15 protein-coding genes are annotated in these 20,183 nt (G+C 41.6%); 14 read left to right on the top strand and 1 reads right to left on the bottom strand.

The features are described 5' to 3' along the window. Positions 1–156: 156 nt before the first annotated feature. Entirely contained in the window at positions 157–5,133 is a 4,977-nt protein-coding gene (locus tag AC1TO8_RS20335; RefSeq protein ID WP_482057451.1) for an endo-1,4-beta-xylanase, read from the bottom strand. 454 nt (positions 5,134–5,587) lie between these two features. On the opposite strand from AC1TO8_RS20335, the gene AC1TO8_RS20330 reads away from it, so the two are divergent. The 14 genes from AC1TO8_RS20330 to AC1TO8_RS20265 form a co-directional block, all read left to right on the top strand. Beyond that, positions 5,588–6,550 (top strand): ArsR/SmtB family transcription factor, encoded by a 963-nt coding sequence (locus tag AC1TO8_RS20330; protein ID WP_482057450.1) that lies wholly within the window; start codon positions 5,588–5,590, stop codon positions 6,548–6,550. Positions 6,551–6,552: 2 nt separating this feature from the next. Next, a complete protein-coding gene (locus AC1TO8_RS20325) occupies positions 6,553–7,260 on the top strand; it encodes a DNA alkylation repair protein (RefSeq protein ID WP_482057449.1) in 708 nt (235 codons plus the stop codon). Positions 7,261–7,403: 143 nt separating this feature from the next. Beyond that, on the top strand, positions 7,404–7,976 hold the full coding sequence (locus AC1TO8_RS20320) for a DUF305 domain-containing protein (protein ID WP_482057448.1): 573 nt from the start codon (positions 7,404–7,406) through the stop codon (positions 7,974–7,976). 319 nt (positions 7,977–8,295) lie between these two features. Beyond that, entirely contained in the window at positions 8,296–8,886 is a 591-nt protein-coding gene (locus AC1TO8_RS20315; protein WP_482057447.1) for a hypothetical protein, read from the top strand. Between the two features lie 344 nt (positions 8,887–9,230). Further along, positions 9,231–10,322, top strand: a complete 1,092-nt coding sequence (locus tag AC1TO8_RS20310) for a phosphotransferase enzyme family protein (RefSeq protein WP_482057446.1) — start codon at positions 9,231–9,233, stop codon at positions 10,320–10,322. 300 nt (positions 10,323–10,622) lie between these two features. Next, on the top strand, positions 10,623–11,804 hold the full coding sequence (locus tag AC1TO8_RS20305) for an MFS transporter (protein ID WP_482057445.1): 1,182 nt from the start codon (positions 10,623–10,625) through the stop codon (positions 11,802–11,804). 205 nt (positions 11,805–12,009) lie between these two features. Then, on the top strand, positions 12,010–13,320 hold the full coding sequence (locus AC1TO8_RS20300; RefSeq protein WP_482057444.1) for an MFS transporter: 1,311 nt from the start codon (positions 12,010–12,012) through the stop codon (positions 13,318–13,320). Between the two features lie 188 nt (positions 13,321–13,508). Beyond that, positions 13,509–14,402, top strand: coding sequence for a hypothetical protein (locus AC1TO8_RS20295; RefSeq protein ID WP_482057443.1), 894 nt, complete (start codon positions 13,509–13,511; stop codon positions 14,400–14,402). Positions 14,403–14,619: 217 nt separating this feature from the next. Then, positions 14,620–15,198 (top strand): TetR/AcrR family transcriptional regulator, encoded by a 579-nt coding sequence (locus tag AC1TO8_RS20290; RefSeq protein ID WP_482057442.1) that lies wholly within the window; start codon positions 14,620–14,622, stop codon positions 15,196–15,198. A gap of 260 nt (positions 15,199–15,458) precedes the next feature. Then, a complete protein-coding gene (locus tag AC1TO8_RS20285) occupies positions 15,459–16,157 on the top strand; it encodes an SDR family oxidoreductase (RefSeq protein WP_482057441.1) in 699 nt (232 codons plus the stop codon). A 38-nt stretch (positions 16,158–16,195) separates the two neighbouring features. After that, positions 16,196–17,269 carry an alkene reductase gene (locus tag AC1TO8_RS20280; protein ID WP_482057440.1) on the top strand — a complete coding sequence of 358 codons (1,074 nt, stop codon included), beginning with the start codon at positions 16,196–16,198 and terminating at the stop codon, positions 17,267–17,269. Positions 17,270–17,385: 116 nt separating this feature from the next. Next, positions 17,386–18,384 carry an NADP-dependent oxidoreductase gene (locus AC1TO8_RS20275; RefSeq protein ID WP_482057439.1) on the top strand — a complete coding sequence of 333 codons (999 nt, stop codon included), beginning with the start codon at positions 17,386–17,388 and terminating at the stop codon, positions 18,382–18,384. 260 nt (positions 18,385–18,644) lie between these two features. Beyond that, entirely contained in the window at positions 18,645–19,433 is a 789-nt protein-coding gene (locus AC1TO8_RS20270) for a sugar phosphate isomerase/epimerase family protein (protein WP_482057438.1), read from the top strand. A 430-nt stretch (positions 19,434–19,863) separates the two neighbouring features. Beyond that, positions 19,864–20,183 (top strand): helix-turn-helix domain-containing protein (locus AC1TO8_RS20265; protein ID WP_482057437.1); only part of this gene is annotated, 320 nt, incomplete at its 3' end.

The following is a 20,183-nucleotide window of genomic DNA, read 5'->3' as shown; positions in this document are numbered from 1 at the left end:
GAGAACGATTGAGTAGGCAAAAGTTGTAGGCTTGGGTCATTCAGATACTGTGGAAGATTAAATGTGGTCTACGACATAAGAACAAAAACTATTCCTAGCTGAAATCTGCTAGGAATAGTTTTTGTTCTATCTAAACATAGAATTTCTTAGCTGTGATTACAGCTTCCAGATTTGGTACAGGATGACTGCCGCTTCAGCGCGGGTGAGTGAATCGTTCGGCGCAATCTTGCCGTTCTTGCCGTTCACAACCCCGTAGTTTACCAAACGAGCAACGCTGTCTTTCGCATAATCGGAAATGCTCTTCGCGTCAGGAAAAGCGTCTAAAGTTCCGCTAGCTTCGAGCTGCTTGTCGGCTGCTGCAAGCGCGCGTGTCGTCAGCACCATCATATCTTGACGAGAAATGTTGCTGTCTGGCTTAAACGTGTTGTCGCTAAAGCCAGAGGCGATTTCCAGTTCCTTCGCGATGACCAGCTCATTATAATAATAAGCGGTTTGACTGACATCACTGAACATGGCGTCATTATTGTCTGTCCCTTGCAATTCAAGCGCTCTTACAAGGAGAGCGATGAAGTCTGCTCTCTTGATGGAAGCTTGAGGAGAGTAGTTGTCAGTGGATGTTCCTTGGATGACATCGCGTGCTGCCATTGCGTCAATTGCTTGTTTAGCCCATAGCGCGTTCTCCAGGTCTCCGAAGGTTTTGACGACGGAGGCTACAGCATACATACTGAAGTGTTTCGTTTTGAATACAACCGATCTGGCTGCGGCATTATAACGGCCGTTCGGGATCGATGTCACTTTGCCATTGCCATCGATGTACCAAACCACGATTGAATCCGGATTACTAAGCTCATCCGCTGTCGGTGTATAAGGAACAGAGATCGTTACAGGTGCATTCGGGTTGTTCCAAGCGATGACTTTGTCACCAACTATCACGTTCAAATCCAGTACCGGACGGTTACCGATTCGTTCGCGAGTAGCTGTATCCAAGTTATCTGTAGAAGCCTTGGCTACACGGATAGATACTTGCTCAGCATTCCCCTTCATATTGGACAACATGTTGCTTGGAATCTCAATTGTTGCATTACCTGTCTTCATTACAATGACATATGATTCTTTACTCTGTAGGATCTCAGTAGGTAACTGCAGATCGTATGAAGTTGAGCCTACCTGAGCTGGAATTTCGATTATGATTGTTTTTTTGCCGCTTGCGTTTGCTTTTGCTTTGCCAAGAGCTTCTACAGCTGCAGCATTAGTAATTGTGACTGTTGTACGACCATTTTCATTTTTAACTGGAAGATTGATTGTAACTGTACCATCTGCATTTACCGCGATCACAGGCTTTTGCTCCGGTGTAGGAGTAGGGCCAGGAGCAGGACCAGGACCAGGGTTGCTAGGTGGGTTAGACGGGTTAGATGGAGCTGTAGGTTTACCAATCAACTCAAGCACTCCAAGCTTAGAAGTGTTTTGATAGGATTGCCCAGAAGCATCTGCCCAGTTCTTAACAGTGTCACGGCCTCCGATACCATCTTCGTCATTGTTTACTTGGAATTCGAAACCGAGAAGATGTCCGTTGATTGGATCAATAGTATCAAGTGCAATTGCTACTTCTACAACATATCCAGTAGGGTTGTTCCCACTGTCATAAACAGTTTTTGTTACGGATGTGAAGTTACTCTCATCAGCATGTCCTCCGACAGAACGAACGTTATTGAAGTTGATGCGATATTGGCCATCATCGTTCTGATAAGTAGCTGTTTTTCCATTGTTCTGATCAACGAAGATCTCAACAGAATCTTGTTGATAAGCATCTGGACTTTGATCACTCAGCAATCTGTCGGTGACAACTCCATAAATATATAGATTTTCTTCATCCCACAAGGTGCGGAATTTAGCGGAAGAGCCGTTTGTTCCTTCCGTTGCTATACCCGTTTCAAGCTCAGTAGCAGTGCTCCAGACATTGTCTAATTCACCGTCAAGAACAGGCTTACCATACTGTGATGTCGCGGATTTAGGAGCCTCAACAAATTCAAGTGTGCCGTATCCAAGCGCATCTGTTTCTTGAGCGTTCCTAGGATCACTCCAAGATGCGATTATTCCGTTAGCACCTTGCTCAGAACCATCGTTCACTCCGCTATCGGATACGCGGAGGTCGAACAGTAACTGGCGTCCCAAGCTGTTAGCTTCACTAAGTGGAATAGTAACGTCAACAATATAGCCGTCACTTACCTCTTTAACATTATGAGCACTATTACGAACAACTTGGTATTTTTTACTTACGCCACCTTCAACTACGAATAGTTCAACCTTATCATCGATTGCGATGGAGCTATCCTTTATAGCGACTCTTACGTATAAATTGGTAGTATCCCACAATGTCTTGAAATCAGCGCTTAATGTGCCGATTGCAGCAGTTGTGGAAGGGACTATTTTCCAAGCAGACTCTGATGCAGCACCTTGATACGCTGAGCCTTCTTTAGGTGAAATCTGCAATTGAGTGGAATCTACCATTCCCCAGTATGCTGGTTTGGCTTGAAGCTTGTTATCAAACGGGAACGGCGCGTCTTTTCTTGTGATCGGACGATTATCCAACCATGTATGGTTATCGGCAAGACCCCACACTGTTACGTTACTAATCCATCCCTCTGGATTCGCATCAGATCGACCTTCATTATCCAAAGCCTTCAGAGCTTCGAATAGTTCGTTATAACGCCAGCCTTGTTTGTTAAGAACCTCAGCAGGAATAGCTTCACTGCTTGCATATGAATCCGTGTTGTTTGTGTATATGGATACGTCAAGCTCAGTGAGCTGGTTGTCAAAACCGGCTTCGCCGAACATACGGATCGAGTCCGAGATTTGTTCAATCGAAGGACCGGTAATATTGATGTGGGTTTGATGACCAACACCGTCAATCGGAACTTCAGCAGCTTTTAGTTTAGTTACCAACTCAAACAAGAAGTCACGCTTCTTAGGATTGTGTGTGCTGTAGTCGTTAATGTAGAGTTTTGCATTCTTTGCATTATCAACTTCAGCTTGTGTAGCACCTATATCGTAGGTTGTTAAATTATCTAGGATATGACGAGTGTGGGTGAATGCGGTACGGATAAATTCATCACCAGTAATAATATACCACTGGCTATCACGCATGCCGTCCGGACGACCTTCATCGATAACCTCATTTACGACGTCATAAGCATTGGCAACACCTGCATACTTAGGTACAACAATCTCGAGATAATCTTTTAGACGTTGCAAGACAAGGGCCTTGTTCGTCTCATTAGCTGCTAACCAATTACCTTGTGCATCCTTCAATATCCAATCTGCGCCTTGTGAATGCCACAAGAGAGTATGGAAACGAAGTGTCAGTTCATTTTCGCTTGCGAAATTGACAATCTCATCGGCACTTTCGAAAGTCCATGTGCTAGGATCATTATTTTTGCTGATCGAATCTGGCTTCATAGAGTTTTCAGCTACGATGGAATTGTAATGGTGAAGTAAAAGGTTCTTGTTCTCACCTTCGAATTGTGATGGTTCTACGGCTGCTCCAATTTCAAAGTAGCGTTTATAAACCTCTTTAAGCTGAACTAGGTCCAAATCAGCAGGTGATGGACCAGCGACTGAACCCAAATGAGACAACTTAAAGTCATCTACATAGAAGGTTCTTGGTTCGCCATTAACATCAGCAAGTTCAACATATGCGTTTAGAACGGTAGGAGTGTTCGTTGCTGTGTAGGTGCCTTTAAGCTCAAACCACTCACCATCAGTTACAGATACATTAGGCGAGACGTTGGCAAATGTACTAGCACCTGATTGCACACTGATTCGTAGTGTGGTTGCAGCTTGTCCTGGAGCCATCTTGACCCAAGCAGATAATTCATATTGATGGTTTTTGTGCATCTTCCCAAGGACATCTAATAATGCACCGTTATATTGAGAAGGAGCGGTCATTATTAAGCTTTGATAACCACCGTCAGTATGGTTATCAGCCGTAGATAAACTGACTGTTCCATTACCGTCTCGAGCAACAAAGCCTTCAAGACCGTCTTCGAAGTCTACTTCTACGCCCGTTTGGTCAAGATTGCTTGGTTCTTCTACAATTTCTGGAGCCGGTTCAAGCATGAAGATACGTACATTATCAACGATAAATTCAACATCTACACTATCTGTGCTTTCGATATAGATTGAGTAAGCTGTTGCTGTTTCAGTTGGAATATAGTTCCCCTTCAACTGAACCCAAGTGGAGTCAGTTACCGCCACAGGATCTGAGATGCCCGGGTATCCTTCTTTATCTGCAACTGTCTCTAATCCAGAGATTTTCAATTGGCTTTCCAGTTCGCCAGACACCAATTTCACCCAGGCAGACACTTCGTATTTCGCGCCTTTTTCCATAACCCCGCTCATGTTTCTTACGGGTCCATTCCATGTATCAGTGCGACCTGTGTACAGGAGGGCGCCTGTTCCTTCATAAGTTATATTAGTTACAGATGGGCTCCCTGCTCCTCTTGTCCCCCAATCTTGGACAGTCCCATCCTCGAAATCAAATAATTTGATTTCAGTAGGTACAAAAGGAGTTACATCTTCAGTAACCGGTTTAGCCGTAAAGGTATCAACGTAATAAGATACCGTTTTGCTGTCAGTGGATTGAACATACACCTGGTAGCCTGTGGCATTCTTGTCTAAAGTGAAGTTCCCTTTAAGTTCGACCCAACTTGTGTTTGATACTTCCTTAGAGTCAACGCTTACATATGACAGTGGATTATTATCACCAACTAAGCCTTCTTGGTTTACCGTTAGCTGAATTGTAGCCGGTGCTGGTTCTGTTGCTAACAGTTTCACGAAAACTGAGAATTCATATGTCGCTTCTTTTGTGAGAGCGTTTACATAAGTGCCCGGTCCATGCCAAAAATCAGTTCTGCCGGTTGTGATTAGACTCCCAGGGCTGCTATGAGCATCTTCGGTTGTATGAGTAGTTGACCCGTCGCCCCTCTTAAACCAATCATCCATACCTGTGTCAAAATTGTTGGTGATTACTGCATTCCCAACAGACGCCTGAGCTGATGGTGCTGTCCATATTTGTGGTATGAGCAGTGCCGTTGCCAGAATAGCAACTATAATCTGTCTTGACCTTCTTTTCATTCATTGAACCTCCCTAAATGTTTAAAGGCTATTGAAGCGCTTACACTTTAATTGGAATATTGTTCCTCCCAAGTTTAATTATATGGTTTAGTAAATAAATGTTTCACTAGAAGAACTATAGATTGTACAGTAATTATTATATAGCCTAGCAAATATATTTCTATAATATGGGTCCAACACAACTAAATGAAACTTCACTTCTTGAAGTGCTCACGGAAGGATATGGGGTCAAGGTGTCGAAATTTATTATGTTAATAAACTAAACGGTATTCATTGATTAATGGAGAATTGCTTCTCATTCTGTTTCCTACCGGAGAGCTTGTATGGACTATGATTGTTTAATTGTGGATGATGAGATTGTGCTTGCGGAGACAACCATTGAATACTTTAATCGCTACGGGTTTAAAATAATATATATATGAATTCAATAACTATGAGTTAGGAGATTATGTTTATGTTAAAAGCGAACGGGGAACCGAAATTCATGGCTTTATATGAAGCTCTGGCAAGCGATGTTAGATGGAGAATTATGAACCTCATTGCCGATAACGAAATGAATGTGAAGGATATTGCGGCAATGCTAGAACTTAGCCCCTCCATCGTCACCATGCACATACGAAAACTCGAACAAGCTGAGTTAATTGGGAGTCGCAGGGTACGTCTAAATGGAGGAACTCATAAAATGTGCTTCCTTAAACAAAAGAACATTGAGATCGAATTACCATCCAACAGCCTAACCACAAGGATAAGAGAGCAGACGATTTCTGTCGGTCATTATACCGCTTTTGAAGTCCATCCTACATGCGGACTAGGCACTCGAGAAAAAGAAATCGGGATTTGGGACGATCCTCGCTATTTTCTCGATCCCGAGCGGGTTCACGCCGCCATTTTGTGGTTTGGAAAGGGCTATGTAGAGTACAAAACTCCTAACTATCTGTTTCCTGATCAAATTCCAGAGGCGATCGAAATTTCGATGGAACTTGCTTCTGAAGCGCCAGGATTGAGAGATCATTGGCCTTCAGATATCCAATTCACATTAAACGGTGTTTCGCTTGGAAACTGGACAAGCCCAGCAGACTTCGGAAGAGCGGCACGAGGTAAATATACGCCGGAATGGTGGCATCGAAATGTGAATCAATACGGATTGTTGAAAACGATCCGTATTGATGCCTTAGGGACATTTATGGATGGAGAATACATGTCGGACGTGACCCTTGAGGATATCAAGCTAAGGGAAAAATTCTGGACGCTTCGTTTCGCGGTTAATGAGAATTCCGTAAACGTTGGTGGATTGACGATCTTTGGAGCTGGATTCGGTAATCATGATCAGGATATTGTGATTCGTGTATACGATCGCTCTCCAGTATGTGGTTATGATAAGATGGATGAGAACCTTCAACAAATAAGGAAGTGTTAACAATGAATTTCGAAATAGTTATGCAGGAGCTTGAAGCTCTTAGCAAGGAACGAACAAAGAAAATATACGTATCCAATGGTGCGCACGAACCGCTTTTTGGTGTGGCTGCAGGTCAAATGAAGCCCATTGCCAAGAAAATTAAAAAAGACCAATCTCTGGCTGAGCAACTTTACAGCACGGGGAATTATGACGCCATGTACTTTGCTGGCGTAATTGCAGACCCAAAAGCAATGACTGAAGCTGATTTTGAGCGATGGATAGATTCGGCTTATTTTTATATGCTTTCCGATTATGTCGTGGCGGTAACTTTGGCAGAAACAGATATTGCACAAGAAGTTGCCGATCAATGGATCGCAAGCGGCGAAGAACTGAAGATGTCAGCGGGCTGGAGTTGTTACTGCTGGCTTTTGGGTAATCGACCGGATGGTGAATTTTCTGAAAGCAAACTTGCCAATATGCTTGAAATTGTACAAAATACGATTCACGATTCTCCAGAACGAACAAAATACGCTATGAATAATTTTCTTTACACCGTGGGAGTATCCTATTTGCCTCTCCATGATAAGGCTATCGAGACCGCCAAGGAAGTAGGTCCAGTTGAAGTCCAACGGGACAAGACAAAAAGCAAGGTTCTACTTGCTTCCGAAAATATACAAAAGGCAGTAGATAAAGGGCAATTTGGTTTCAAACGCAAATACGTAAGGTGTTAAAGGATTGCTTCGCGACAAGTGATATGACCTCATTTACTACGACGGTGGTTAAACATGCAAGAAGATGAACGAAAGCTCAAATAGTCTTAGGGTCATACCCATAACACCTCACATATACTATCCAAAAAGGAGCTAAAAACCTTATGGATAGAAACTGCAAACTAAGTAATGTGACGCAAGCTTATCTGAATACCTACTGCAACATCCTCAACACTATGATTAGAAGGATGACTAGTGTACAGCTTACGCATAGTATCTCAGATAACTTTATTCAGCAGATGATCCCTCATCATTTAGCAGCCATTGAGATGTCTAAGAATATACTAAAGTACACAACAAATCTTGAAGTTCAGTGTATCGCTACAAATATTATTTCAGCCCAAACTAAAAGTATCTCTAATATGCAAGCCATCCAGTCTAAATGCAGAATGCTGACGAATCAAGATTACGAGCTATGTAAATATATGAGAAGATTCGAGAAAATAGCGCAAACGATGTTTTTTGAAATGGGATCAGCTCCTGTAACTAATGGGGTGAATCCTAATTTTGTGCGAGAGATGATTCCTCATCATGAGGGTGCGGTACGAATGTCAAATAACGCACTTCAGTTCAATATTTGTCCAGGGCTAAAACCTATTCTCGAAGCCATCATAACTACCCAATGCGAAGGCATACAACAATTGAAACACCTGCTTCATCGCCTCTATAATTGTTAATATAACCGTGTGTCTAAAATGTATGGAAGTAAGGGGCATGGGTCAGCGGTTCGATCCCACTAAGGTGCTGACCCATTTTTCTCTGCTTAACTCGCAGATTCCATAACTTGCATCGCGTAATAATAACTATTATTTCAACAAGGTAACGGCAACAATCTTTTTGCGAAATCCCTTGCTTATTAACTTCAAAAGAATCAATTTTTTGATAAATACAATCATAAATTAGAAAAATCATATTTATATATTGACTAACAATAGAAAGGCGTGTTCAAACGTGTATCAAAAGTATTCTGCTATCATAAAAATCTCAATTTTCGTAATGATTCTATCGCTTACCGCATGTTCAGGAGCAACTGAACCTTCCACCAGCCCTGAAACTTCAACACCTGTTAATGAAGCGGTCACTGCTCCTGCATCTGAGAACGAGAAAGCTCCCGAAGTGACGCGTCTCCAGGTCGAAAGTTTTGATTTGATGACGGGTGAGGGTAACCAATCACATAGGGCTACATTGCATCAAGGTCAGGGCTTCTCCTTATACGTATTTGAAAAGTTTGCTTTCGACGCTGACAAAGGACGTCTGTTTCTTAGCAGTAATTCGGAATACGATGTCGAAATCGAATCGCTTCCTGCAAATTATGATCTAACGCAGCTTGAAACTGCAGGAAAAGAGGAATTGGAAAAATTCGGCGAAGTATCCGATTTTAGTGGTGAGCTTGTCGAGCATCCACTGGGTTCTGCCGAGATCTATCTTCAAGTCTCAAGTGGTGAAGGGATTAACGATTATATCGTGTGGAAGTCAGAAACGGGTGACGCTTTCCTGTTCCGTCTGCACAATCCAAAAGGCGAGGAAGCTTCGGATTTTGCCGGTCCGGTCCTCGTTTCATTATCTACAGTTCAAAGTAATCCATGATAAACAATGTTTTAGTACCGATTCAATTTCTACAACCAGACAACAAGATTCATCTTGGAACGCTGCTAGCAGCGTTTTTTTTAATGAAATCCAACGAAAGACTATCATCAAATAAATACAAGTTAATAAACCGCTGACTGTGCTTACGTAAACAATAACGGCCATCTCTAAAATTAGGATAGTTCAATTATAATTATTTTCACCATCGATTTTTATCAGTAGAAGCTGGTAAACTATACATATATTTTCATTCTTGATGTCTCAGCCACTTGGGGTAAGGGTTAAATCCAACCAGTATGGAACAAATGTTATTATAAATACAGTAGAGCTAAAGGAGAGATGCTATGTTTTATAACGAGGTTGTTAAAATCGGTGAGGCACATTTACTTCCATTAATATCGGAGTTGTACGAGTTGGAAGGCTATGAAATCAAGCTTATCAAGGCACATGATGGAGGGCGGAATGTCGCTTATACCTGCGAGAAGGAGGGCATCGGTGCAAAAATAATCAGAATTGCCTTCTTAAAAGACAGGAGCCGGGAAGATTTCCTGGGCGAAGTTGAATATATCAGGTATTTATTCGAGCATGGCGGCAGTGTTTCGAATGTGGTCAACTCCCAGAAGGGGAATCTGCTGGAAGAAATAACTCATCATGATCACACCTTTTTTGTCTGCCTATTTGAAAAGGCCAAGGGAAAAATGCTCGTGGATAATCATTATCGGTATCGGGAAGGCGTTCCTATTACTGAATACTATTATAACTGTGGTAAAGTTCTGGGGAAAATGCACCAAATATCGAAGGGATATACTCCTGTTCATTGTAGGTATAGTTTTTTTGATAAATACAATGCCGAATATATCGACAAATTGATACCCGACTCGTTATCTCTGCTGAAGGAGAAGATGGTAGAGCTCCTTAAAACTGTAGAAGGATTGGGCGGGAATCGTGAGTCTTTCGGTATGGTCCATTTTGATTATAGCGATGGGAATTATATGATAGATTTTGATACAGGACAAATAACTGTTTTTGATTTCGATAATTCATGTTTCTGTTGGTATATGTATGACCTGGCAAATCTCTGGACACATGGAGTGGGCTGGATACAATTTGAACAAGACGCCGGTAAACGTAAAAAGTTTATGGATGATTATTTTAAAACAGTAGTCGAGGGATACAGTTCCGAGACCAGGATCGAAAATTCAATGTTGGATAAATTACCATTATTTATCCAAGTAACTCTCCTAGAAAATATAGTAGACGCATTCGAGGTTATGCGGAACAATGATGAAGCGCTAGAGTGCGATGAGGAGCTGTCATATCGCATAAAATGTTTTGAAGACGATATTCCGTATATGGGATTTTTTCATGAAATTTACTCATGTGAAGAACCCTTTGAATATGAGGAACGAGATATTGGAACATATTCTCGTGAGTAGACAACCATTGGCTGCAGCTAGTTAGTCGCTGCAGCCTCATGATCGTATCTCAAGTTTACCGGTACCGATCCATTTCATCAAAGAATGAAAGTAGCAATCTATCCTCGCCCAAGACCCCATACTTTATTTAATCAAGAATATCATAATAGTGTAGTATTCAATCAAAATATAGCAAGATTCTACAATAAAATATCAATATTATTATATTTGTGTTTCAATTCTAAGTTGGAATCAGAAGTGAATTCCAATAGATGACATAAATAATGTAATAAAGTTACATAAATTGAGGAGAGAAGCAAGATGGTTACGTTACTACTACTAATTATTTATCTCGCATTTGTAGGTCTAGGATTGCCAGACGCTTTGCTAGGAAGCGCTTGGCCCATTATGCAACATGATATTGGTGCCACAGCAGAAATGGCAGGTTACATATCGTTAATCGTCTCATTCTGTACGGTGATATCGAGTTTATTTGCTAGCAGATTATTGCACAGATACGGCACGGGAAAGGTAACATTGTTCAGTATACTCTCTACGACGATTGCTTTGTTTGGATTCTCTATTTCAGAAGATTTCATATTTTTAATTCTGCTAGCTATTCCTTTGGGCGTAGGTGCAGGTTCCGTGGATGCTGCATTGAGCAACTATGTAGCTCTGCATTTCAAAGCCAAGCATATGAGTTGGTTGCATTGTTTTTGGGGAGTTGGAGCGGTTACGGGTCCAATGGCAATGTCATTTTGGCTGAACAAAGATAACAATTGGCGTGCAGGTTACGTTACAGTAGGTTTAATTATGCTTACTATAGCGGTGATCTTATTGGCGTCGTTGTCTTTATGGAAGATCTTCGAGAAGGGGAGAATGCAAGAAGGAAGCGACGAAAAGAAACTGATCAGCAACAGGGAGGCTTTAAGAATCCCAGGCGTTAAGATGTCCATGGTTACCATGCTCTGTTACAATGGTTCGGAAACAGCCGCTGGTTTATGGATGGCATCCTTTTTTATAGGAAATAAAGGGGTTTCTCCTGGGACAGCAGCAGCTTTTTCTTCCTTATTCTTTATTGGAATCATCATTGGACGAATGATCTCAGGATTTCTTTCGACTAACGTATCTAGTAAAAACCTGATAAGATATGGTGGAATCGTTGGCTGTTTTGGACTTTTGATTCTTGTTTTGCCAGTTCCGTACTGGGTTTCTGCGGGAGCCCTATTAATTGTGGGTTTGGGCGGAGCACCCATCTATCCAAGTATTGTTCATTCAACTCCAGAACGTTTTGGCGAAAAAGCTTCCTCAAGTGTCATTGGGCTTGAGATGGCAAGCGCTTATACGGGTTCAACACTAATTCCATTATGTATGGGCATTATAGCAAGCCAATTTGGAATGTTTATGGTACCTATTATTCTGCTCATCCTTTTTAGTATCATGTTGATATCTTCTGAAATGGTTAACGTAGCTTATAACCGTAAGATTCGATTGAATCTGTAAAATGGCAGAAGGCTTAATAACAATGCTGCCTCATCAGCATCTAAGAGGCAGCTTTGTGTTTTGTTCAACTAAGATCCACTCTCCGAAACTTCAGCGGAAAGTATTTCACTTTTGTAATTCTTCCCCCATGTAGATAAGCTGTTATAATGATCTAATAACGTACATAGTAAGATATTAACAATAACTAGAAAGGTGGTTCTAAGCGATGACGCATGAACCCCAGAGTACAACAAACAGTAGTAATCGTACATACGTCGATTCCACAGATATGCAACGGAAGCTATATAAAAGATCCTTACTCATCATTGTCCTTTCACAAATTTTTGGAGGTGCAGGACTTGCAGCCGGGGTTACGGTAGGAGCGCTGCTTGCGCAGGATATGTTAGGCTCAGAAAGCTATGCAGGTATTCCTACCGCATTGCTTACTCTTGGTTCTGCTGTAGCTTCTTTACTGATAGGACGACTGTCACAACGACATGGGCGCCGGTTGGGACTTGCCGGAGGATTTATAACCGGAGGACTTGGAGCGATCGGCGTCATAGCGGCCGCACAAGTGAATAGTGTAGCGCTTTTGTTCGTATCGTTGCTTATCTATGGAGCAGGGACGGCAGCGAACTTGCAATCGCGATATGCAGGAACAGACTTGGCAATGCCGAACCAACGAGCCAAAGCAATTAGTATTGCGATGGTTTCGACTACATTCGGCGCAGTTGCGGGTCCAAATACAGTGGAAGTTACTGGCCGATTTGCCACAGCAATTGGTTTTCCAGCACTTACTGGCCCGTTTCTTTTAGCTGCCTTAGCTTTCATCTTGGCGGGGTTAGTTTTATTAATATTTCTCCGTCCCGATCCATTGCTTGTCGCCAGAGAGCTAGCCAAAGATAACGTACATCGTGCACCGGCAGTCGACAATAAGAAAACGTCTATTAATAACAACAGTGGACTGGTTGTAGGGGCAGCAGTAATGGTATTGACTCAAATCGTCATGGTCGCGATTATGACAATGACGCCGATACATATGAAACATCATGGTCATAGCCTAGGAGACATCGGACTAGTTATCGGCATCCATATAGGTTCGATGTATTTACCCTCACTTATAACTGGCGTTTTAGTAGATAAGTTTGGTCGTACTGCCATGTCAATTACTTCTGGAGTGGTTCTATTACTTGCAGGTATTGTGGCGGCAATAGCTCCTCCAGATTCGATGCTGGTACTCATCGTCGCTCTTTCTTTACTGGGAATCGGTTGGAATTTCGGCTTAATCAGCGGTACCGCAATCATTGTAGATGCAACTGATCCAACAACTCGTGCAAAAACTCAAGGTACCATCGATGTGTTAATTGCACTTGCTGGGGCCTCAGGTGGAGCACTGTCCGGTATGGTTGTATCATATTCAAGTTATGCAACCCTTTCACTTGCTGGGGGTGGACTTGCACTGTTACTTATTCCAATCGTTATATGGTCTCTAAGCAAACGAAATGTAACAGCATCGCAAAATATTCCGTTTAACTAATCAACGGTATTGCAAATTCTATATGTTATCTGCTTAAATATTATCATTGTCGTTAGGTAACGAAAAAATCAATTCCCTCGTCTGGAATGACATATGTTCCTTACTTAAGGAAATATCTTCTTGTCTACTTTTCAAAAAAATATTGTTAAGGTAGTGGATATCAATTGATTAAGAGGTGATGAGTTGTCATGATTAAGAAAGCTTGTTTGTTCTGCGATGAGATTGTCTCCATTCAATCGGAAGGCGATTACGATAGATATATAGGCTGTTCCTGTTCACCCGAAGGGTTCTATTGCCTACTGAGAGACAGCTACGAACCTATTCATTCGTTCCCGCACCAAAAGAAACGTAACATGTTTCATTTAGTATCGGCTTATATTCGGGAGCTGACAGATTGTGATGAAAAGGTCACCCTATCGGCTGACGATTTGGAATCTATTACAAATTCTCCGAACATTCCTATGACCATTGAAGATAAGGGAAACCGTCTACTGCAATATTTGTACAGACATTCCGAAGGCTCTGGGGAACCGGTTGTTATTAAACCACTCTCCAGAAGTTATAACCTGACGTATTCTCTCAATCTGCAAGAGCTGGTATATATCATTGATAAACTGAGTAACGAGCAACTGCTCATCAGGGAAGGTATGACCTTTAAACTAACGGAAAAGGGATGGCGTGAAGCCGCCGCAAGCACCGGAAGAAAAAAATTGAAGCCATGCTTCGTTCTCATCTCAGATGAGGAGGATTTGCGCACAGTCTGGCTGGACAAGCTATTGCCTAAAATCGAGCAATGCGGTTATCAACCGCGCTTACTTACACATAGTAATACTCATAATCGCGAAAAGTATTCCTTAGAGCTTATTGCTGACAGTAAACTGATTATCGCGGATTTAACCGGACAATCCCCTGAAGTGTATTTTACGGCGGGATATGCTCTCGGAATGAACATCCCGGTGATATGGACTGTGAACAGTAGAGATGCCGATAAGCTTTTTGTACAAATAAAAGATATCCGTTCAATTGTTTGGGAAACGGCTGAAGATCTAGCAGTTATACTTCAACAGAGGTTGAGTATATAGAAGATTTTCACGGCTTGGGGGAGAACTCCAAGTAAACTGTTATATACAAAAAGTTGTTTCACGAGGAAAGAGTCAGAAGTCTACCTTGAATCTAGCTTATCATGGATTCAAATGATGTATATTTACCGGGAGAATATTTGAATGAGCATTATGATTTATTTATTCTTTACTGATCGTTCTCAATATGTTATATTGACAATGGCAGGAGGGAATTGGAATGGCAAGAAGCAAAGAATTCGATGAGAGCATCGTACTGGATAAGGCGATGAAGCTCTTTTGGGAACAAGGTTATGAGAAGACATCCTTGACTGATCTGGTGGAGCATATGGGGATCCATCGTAGAAGCTTGTATGACACGTTTGGCGACAAACATATGCTCTTTCTTAAAGCAATGGATCGTTTTCGTGCTAAAATCAATACGGAACTTACAGGAGTAATTAAAAGCTCCGAGACTGCCGAGGAAGCTCTTCAGTTGATTATTAATTCCATGATATATGGTGAAGAAGACTCACCTTCTGGTTGTTTAATGGTGAATTCGGCGGTGGAATTGGCAATGCGCGATGCCGAAGTAGATTCCAGATCCACTGAATCGTTTACACTATCAGAGCAAATGTTTATGGATATTATTCTGTGGGGGCAGCGGAATGGAGAATTCACCTCAGCTTACGATGCCGCAGAGCTGGCAGAGCATATGCATGCCGTATGTGTTGGATTGAGGGTAATGACAAGAACCTCCATTGCCAAAGAAAAACTACACCGTACAGCTAATATATCCATCAAACTTTTAACTAAATAGTTGAATATCGTTAGAATGATTGTTCTTATAGGTGTAAGTATACGCTGTGTTGTGAAGCTTACTCCTAAGAGGATAACATTCCTTATATCGTTTTTAGAATGATCGTTCTCATATGGTGAGTCTACAAACTTCTCTTCATGAAGGGATCATTCTTATATTTATTCTAGAATGATCATTCCCATATGCTTGGATTTCCCTCCGCCCAATACTTTAAGGAATTTGTTGTACCCATACCAAATAACAAAAGGAGATACCTAAAAATGGAAATTTCTAAACAAATCGCATTTGTCACCGGTGCGAACAGAGGCTTTGGCCGAGCTCTGACGCTTGAACTTCTATCCAGAGGGGCTAAGGTTTATGCCGGAGCAAGAAATCCAGAGTCCATTGATATTCCCGGTGTAATACCTGTAAAGCTTGATATTACGAACCCTCAAGAGGTAGCTGCAGCCTCTAAGGTTGCTAAGGATATTACACTTTTAATCAACAATGCAGGATCGTCTACAGGCGCTTCTTTGCTTGACGGTGATCTTGACCAAATACAGTTGGAGTTTAATACGCATTTCTTTGGCACACTTTTAATGGTTCGAACTTTTGCACCGATTCTAGCAAATAACAACGGTGGCACGATTCTGAATATTCTTTCTGCATTATCTTGGGTTAGTTCAGGAACTGCCGGCGCTTATACGGCTGCAAAGGCAGCGGAGTGGGCATTGACGAACGACCTGCGAATAAATCTGTATCCTCAAAATGTGCGAGTGTCTGGATTACACGTGGGCTTTATGGAAACAGACATGATGTCTGGCTTAGAAGTTCCCAAGTCCAACCCTGCGGACATCGCAAAAATTGCTATTGACGGTATAGAATCCGACAGCTTTGAAATTGTTGCGGATGACACGAGTAGACATATCCAAAGTATTCTTGCCGGTGGAGTATCTGCGATATATCCACATATGTCCTAATACAAAATGTTAACGAATTTTAAAGAGGAGTGTTAAAAATGGATAAATTATGGAGCAAAACAAAAATTGGGAATTTGGAATTACCTCATCGTTTAGCAATGGCACCAATGACACGTAGTAGATCGAATGAAGATGGTACACCGGGAGAATTAACAGCCCTTTACTATGCTCAACGAGCGTCAATGGGACTCATTATTACAGAAGGTACACAACCTTCTGATGATGGTCAAGGGTACTTATTGTCACCTGGAATATATACGGATAAGCATATTGAAGAATGGAAAAAGGTTACCAATGCAGTGAATGAAGCAGGTGGATATATGTATATCCAATTAATGCATGCCGGTCGCATGTCGCACCCAGACAATACACCACATCATCGTCAACCTGTTGCACCATCTGCAATCGCGCCAGGTGAAGAAATGTTTACCGCTAAAGGTAAGCAGGCCATCCCCGTTCCGCGTGAGTTAAGTAAAGAGGATATTCAGACGACCATTGCCGACTTCCGAAAAGCAGCAGCTGCGGCTATTAAAGCAGGTGCGGATGGCGTTGAAATTCACGGAGCAAATGGTTATCTGATTAATCAATTTATCGGAGAAAATTCGAATACACGGACGGACGAATATGGGGGATCTATAGAAAATCGTACTCGCTTCGCGATTGAAGTAACGAAAGCCATCGTCGAAGAAATTGGAGCAGAAAGAACAGGTTTCCGGATCTCGCCAGGGACACCACTTGGTGGGATACAAGATGGTGAACAAGGTCCTGAACTTTATCGTTATCTTGTAAAAGAATTAGCTAAATTGGATTTAGCTTACCTCCATATCATGCATCTTGGAAACGAAGAACTGCTCCAAGACATTCGCTCAATCTGGACGAATCCTTTGTTAGTCAATCGTGCTGGGCGATCTCTGGAGGATCTCAGCGTGGATATTGATAATGGCCTTGCTGATCTGGTGCCTGTTGGTGTATGGTCATTAGCTAATCCAGATTTAGTGGAACGACTTCAAAAAGGTGCGCCATTGAATGAAGCAGATCCCACAACAATCTATGATCTGGGAAGTAAAGGTTATACGGATTATCCCACAATGGTAGAATTAGAATCCCAATAAGGTAGTAATAGAGACACTAAAGCATGGCGTACAACGGAAAAGTTGTGCGCCATGCTTTATCTACAAATACTCAATGTTTTAAAAGCCCCAAAATTAACAAAGAAAGAGGATGAAACATGAGAGCAGCACAAATACAGAAGTATTCAAAAAAAATCCAAGTGGAACTGAATGATGTTAAAATACCAGAGATTAATAGCCACGAAGTCCTTGTAAAAGTAAAAGCTGCCGGTGTAAATCCACTCGATATACTTAATTTGAATGGCAGCGTTCGATTGATTGCCGACTATGAGTTGCCATTAACTTTAGGAAATGAACTATGTGGTGTTATTGAAGCTGTTGGTGATGATGTTTTGAATTTTAAGGTTGGTGACCCTGTATATACGAGGTTACCACTTGCTAAAATCGGTGCTTTTGCTGAATATGCGGCCGTGAATGAAGATGCCTTATCTATCATTCCTGAAAATTTAACTTTCATTGAAGCTGCTGCGGTGCCCCTTACTGCCTTGACTGCTTATCAAGCGTTACACGTCGTACTCGATGCCCAGCCGAATAAAAAACTATTCATTCCCGGAGGAACCGGCGGTTTCGGTGCTATGGCAATCCCCATTGCCAAATCAATGGGGTTATATGTAATTACAAGTGGCAGTGAAAGAGGCAGATCACGTACACTGTCCATCGGGGCTGATCAATTCATTAATTATAAGACAGAGAACTATGCCGACATACTATCCGATATCGATTATGTGATCGACACCTTAGGTACCAAAGAGATTAAAGCTGAACTGGGTATTTTAACACCACAAGGGAAATTGGTGTCATTGAAAGCTGGACCTAATTATCGCTTTGCGGTTGACAATCATTTTCCGATGTGGAAAAAAGCATTGTTTGGTTTAGTGGGTGCTCGCTTAGATTCATTAGCACGTAAGAATCTAAATGAATATCGTTTTTTATTCGTGCAAGCCAATGGAAGTCAATTACAGGAAATCACTAAACTTATTGAAAAGGAAAATATTAAGCCCTCTATAGATTCAACGTATACATTGGATGACATTAATAAGGCGTTAGTTAAGGTCTCGACGGGTCACTCCCAGGGAAAAGTGATTGTGACCTTTTAAAATAGTGTACAGTATAAACAAGTTAAAACTTCAGCATGGTATTATGCTAGCTAGAATGTTACCGCCTATGTAATATACGTAGAAAGTAGAGCCGGTTGTAGTGAGGGGGAAGCTCCTCGGCCTGTAAGCATGATTGCTTAAGAAATCTAATTGATTTTATCCGCAATATAAGTATAAAATGTTATTAGTAGACTTTTCTAGGGTGAAGTCTATGAATTATACAAAAGCTATAACGGGAAAATTCAGAAAGGAAGAGGCTTATGCTTACTATTTATGATTGGTTTGGCTATGAATTGCCGATTAAAGAACGTTATCAGTTAATAAAAGAAGCTGGATTTGATGGCGTTTTATTATGGTGGAGTGATGGCTTTGGTCGTGACTGCTTGGGTCGGAACGATTACCGCAACGGACCGCAAATTGCGCGAGAAGCGGGTCTTTTTATAGAAAATATCCACACACCAGTCCAAAACGAAAACGACCTTTGGCTTGACAATCTGGACGGTGAAACCGTAACTGATTGCTATTTGCAATGTGTTGCAGATTGCGCCGAATTTGAGATCCCGACAATGGTGGTGCACTTGCCCAACGAAAACAATCCATATAACACATTGGGACTGGATAGAATCAAGAGAATCACTGAAAAAGCTGAACAGCTTGGTGTCAATGTTGCACTGGAGAATTTATGGAACCTTACCAATTTGGCATATGTGCTGGAGCAAGTGGATTCCCAGCGTATCGGATTCTGTTACGACTGTGGACATCACTACCGCCACTATCCAGGCAATGATTTATTATCCAAGTACGGTTCTCGGTTGATGGCAGTACATTTACATGATAATAACGGAAGTCATGGCGAACACGGGTTACCCTTTGACGGTACGATTGATTGGTCTACAACCATGAAAAAAATTGTGGAAACGGATTATTCAGGCGCGACTGCAATAGAGGCCATGAATTGGGATTATGAGGATTTATCGGCTAAAGAATTTTTACATAAAGCGTTTGAGCGAGCAACAAGGCTGGAAGCATTAAAGCTCTATAATCTATGAAAACAGAAATAATCCGCAACAATCATTGATATATGCAGGATACCGTAATTAGTAGCATCTTCACCTTTTTCCTATAAAGTGAAGGTGCAAGTACAGAATTGCTCGTAATTCAGGCCGCTGCGCCTATCCAGCCAGTCAAGGCTTAATGCCTTGACGAAAACGGGGAACAGGATAAAGGGGAACTCGGCCTCGTTTTCGTTCACGACCTTTTCTTCAGTAGCCGAATATACTGATCGCACCTTTCCAGATCGTATGCACGGAAATCCCTCCTAATATTTATCATTTTCCGAAAGAAGACTTCCACCTCAATGAATGTGAAGGGCGAAGCTCAATGAGTAGGTGGGAGATGAATTTCGGTTGGCGATAGCCAAATACTTCCTTCGTATGATATAATAGAACAAACGTTCTCGATATGATGGAGGTATGACTGATGTTAGTACATAAAGCATACAAATTTCGTATCTATCCAAACAGAAAACAAGCAGTACTCATACATAAGACCATCGGTTGTTCAAGGTTCGTCTTCAACTTTTTCCTTGCCAAACAGAAAGAAAAAGATGCCTATTGGTACATCGTTGAAGAAATGAAACAGAATGGTCAACTACCATCCAACAACTGGAAGGGTACCTTCTTCAATAAATATGAGTCTGTCAAAGCTGTCCGTGAATTAAAAAAACACTATTCTTTTCTTAAAGAAGTAGATAGTATTTCCCTTCAAAAATCGGTCGAGAACTTAGCAGATTCATTCCA

The sequence above is a fragment of the Paenibacillus sp. Y859 genome, from assembly GCF_056786405.1.
Note: the sequence above shows the minus strand (reverse complement) of the source record. Positions and strands in the feature narration are given on the sequence as shown.